Origin of the sequence: Psychrobacter sp. FME5, from assembly GCF_014861375.1 — a bacterium.
Classification (GTDB): Bacteria; Pseudomonadota; Gammaproteobacteria; order Pseudomonadales; family Moraxellaceae; genus Psychrobacter.
In genome coordinates this window covers 1-3,077 of record NZ_RRYX01000177.1, presented here as the reverse complement: position 1 = coordinate 3,077, position 3,077 = coordinate 1, and the positions used below count along the sequence as shown (strand labels likewise).

General features: G+C 43.6%; 3 protein-coding genes. 2 read left to right on the top strand and 1 reads right to left on the bottom strand.

The window, feature by feature from the left end; all coding sequences use genetic code 11:
* Window positions 1–131: transposase (locus tag EI161_RS13800; protein ID WP_192529714.1), on the top strand; the 131-nt coding region annotated here is incomplete at its 5' end.
* A 357-nt stretch (window positions 132–488) separates the two neighbouring features.
* On the opposite strand, the gene EI161_RS13795 is transcribed toward EI161_RS13800, so the two are convergent.
* Complete coding sequence (locus tag EI161_RS13795) at window positions 489–1,622, bottom strand: MFS transporter (RefSeq protein ID WP_192529836.1); 1,134 nt, start codon at window positions 1,620–1,622, stop codon at window positions 489–491.
* Between the two features lie 464 nt (window positions 1,623–2,086).
* Between EI161_RS13795 and EI161_RS13790 the strand changes: the two genes are divergently transcribed.
* The gene (locus EI161_RS13790; RefSeq protein WP_192529834.1) at window positions 2,087–2,986 is read left to right on the top strand and encodes a dienelactone hydrolase family protein; all 900 of its coding nucleotides are present in this window, start codon (window positions 2,087–2,089) and stop codon (window positions 2,984–2,986) included.
* The last annotated feature ends 91 nt before the right edge of the window (window positions 2,987–3,077 follow it).

The following is a 3,077-nucleotide window of genomic DNA, read 5'->3' as shown; positions in this document are numbered from 1 at the left end:
CGAGGCACCTAATAGAGAACTTCTTTGCCAAGATTAAGCAGTATCGTGCGATTGCCACTCGCTATGATAAGTTAGCCAGTCATTTCCTTAGTGCCATTCACTTAGTTTCTTGTGTCGTTTGGCTTAATTGATGACACGCCCTAGCATGGTTATCATTATTTTGAATAAAGCACCTTTCGATAGTAGGAAAAAACCCAGACCATGTAAAGCCTGCTTGCGTAAGTATCATACGACTATCAATTCGATAACTATCATTTAAATATTGTTGTGATTGTGATATATCAAACTAGGGCGTGTCCTCATTTTGAAAATGGTGATAAAAACGAGATAAATTGCAGTCAAACAAGGAAAATAGCACAGATAATATCAAGATATTAGCCAGCTATTTGACACAGTTTGGCAAGATTTAGCCATTTTTAGCCCATTTAGTTGATTTCGTTCAGATTGAGGACATGCCCTAGTGATAAAAACGCCTTTAAAAGAATAAGTTAATTCGTGCTGGCCCTTGTTTTTACCATGCCAACGCTGGCGATTAGTAAGGCCAGTACTTGTACAAATAACAACAACCACACCGTGAGCGACCATTGCCCACGCGCGTAGACAATTCCGCACAACCATGCACCCATAGTGCCGCCAGCGTAGTAACCCATGTAATATAAACCTGAAGCCAAGGAGCGGCCTTTTTTAACATTTACCGCAATATAACTGATGGTCGCAGCTTGGGTGACAAATACGCCCGATGACATAATGGCAAGCCCAACGATAATGCCCCATAATGGCGTCACAAGTGTGAGTAGCACACCAATCATCGATATCACAACCGCTACTCGAACGGTACGTGCTGACCCAAATCGGCGTAGCAAGGTGGTCGATAACGGCGTGATGATAACCCCAATTAAATATACGGCAAAAATATTGGCAAGCGCGCCCGTACTTAACTCATAAGGCGTACCAGCAAGATGCAGATTGATAAAGGTAAAACAACCCACTAGCGAAAAAAGCACACAAGCGCCCAATAGGCAGGCAGTCACTACATAACGATTGGTCAGGTGCTCACCGAGTGTTTGCATTGCCGAACGAAAATTGGGGTTGGCCACAAAGTGCCGTGACGATGGCAGCATCTTACCTACCCACAGCGCCCCTATTAAAGTCATGGCTGCCATAACATAATAGCCTGCACGCCAGCCAATGAGCTCATGTAAATGCCCAAGTATAAACCGTCCTAGAAACCCACCGAGTACCGAACCTGACACATAAAACGACATCAGCTCGGTGACAGCACTGCCCTCGAACTCTTCACCAATATAAGCAATGGTCACCACCGTAATACCCGGTACAGACAAGCCCTGCATAAACCGCCACATCCCCATCCAGCCAATACTGGGACTTTGGGCGATCAAAGCAGTGGGTATCGCTAAAAACAACAATGCCCCAACGATAAAAGATTTGCGGCCAACGGCATCAGACAGCATCCCCAAAAACGGTGACATGATAGCAATTGCCATCACCGTGGCACCAACAACCATTCCTGCTTGTACCTCGGTTGCAGACAGATCCATCATTAATACGGGCAAAATTGCCTGAATAGAATAAACCTGCAAAAAAGCAAACATACCAATCATGCAAATTGTCAGTTTTAATATCAATGAAGGCGCATAAAATGGCAGCTGATAATCTGGATCCGTTACCGTCTCTGTATCAGACGCTCGGCTATGATGGTTTATTTGGGGGTTATTTTTGGTTTCATTATTTGTATTATTCAAAATAGTACTGACTGTATTGGATGCCTTTTTTAGCTAGGCTAGATAGACATGGATGATGGGAGTAAGACGATAGTATCTGAGCTTATGCTCAAGATAAAACGATGCGTGACTTATTATTTTATCACATCAGCTACTAGACTCAGGTTTCGGTGTGTTATTGGCGTTGTGTTATTTATAGTGGCTTCACTTTAAAACCGAGGCGAATGCTACTGATTACTCTCAACACTGGAGAGGTGACTGTTATTTTTGACAGCTAATGGATTACTGTCTACTATTATTCCGCCTGCAGAAAAACACAACTTACCAATAACAGATTATCTATCATGCTAAAAAATACTGTTTCCCCACGCTTGATTACCGCTATAAGCGCACTGCTTTTTTCTATCAATGTGTCGGCGGTCACGTCAAACGAAGTAACACAAATCAAAGTTTTACCAAAAAAAGCATTGCCAATCAAAGAACTCTCAACCAAAGATTCCGCCTTTAAAGTATTAACCAAATCTTCAGTAGCAACAACGTCGAACTGTATTACTGATAGTGTCATTACTGCAACTGAGCTTTCAGACACCCGCGATAACGGTCCTTTTTCTGTGGCTCGCAAGCATGTGCCTCGCCAGTTAGCAAACGGCTTTGGTGGTGGAACCATTCATTATCCAACCAATGCTGGCGGCTGTGGTCTGTTAGGCGGTATCGCGGTGATACCCGGTTATGTGTCTTATGAAGCCTCTATCAAGTGGTGGGGACCGCGCCTGGCTTCTTGGGGGTTTGTGGTTATTACCATCAACACCAACTCTATCTATGACGATCCAGACAATCGTGCAACTCAATTGAGTGCAGCCCTTGATCATATTATTGATGACAGCACGGTTGGCAATCAGATAGATAGCCAGCGTTTGGGTGCTATTGGCTGGTCAATGGGCGGTGGCGGTGCGCTTCGTTTGGCAACAGAGCGCAGTGCTGTTCGTGCCATTATTCCGCAAACGCCCTATCATAATAAAGACTATGCCGACATGGACACACCAGCGCTGTTTATTAGCTGCCAAAATGACCGTATTGCTTCCAATAAGAAACATAGCGATGTCTTTTATAGCCATGCGTCTGGGCCTAAAATGAAAATAGAGATAAAAAACGGCAGTCACTTTTGCCCGAGTTATCGCTTTAATGAGATATTACTCAGTAAACCTGGCATAGCCTTTATGCATCGTTATATTAGGGCGTGTTGAACATTGGATATAAATTTCTGGCAAAAAAAATAGCGAACGGTTAATCTTTAAGTTCTCACACAAAAAAGATATCGTTCGCTATGCCTCGCAC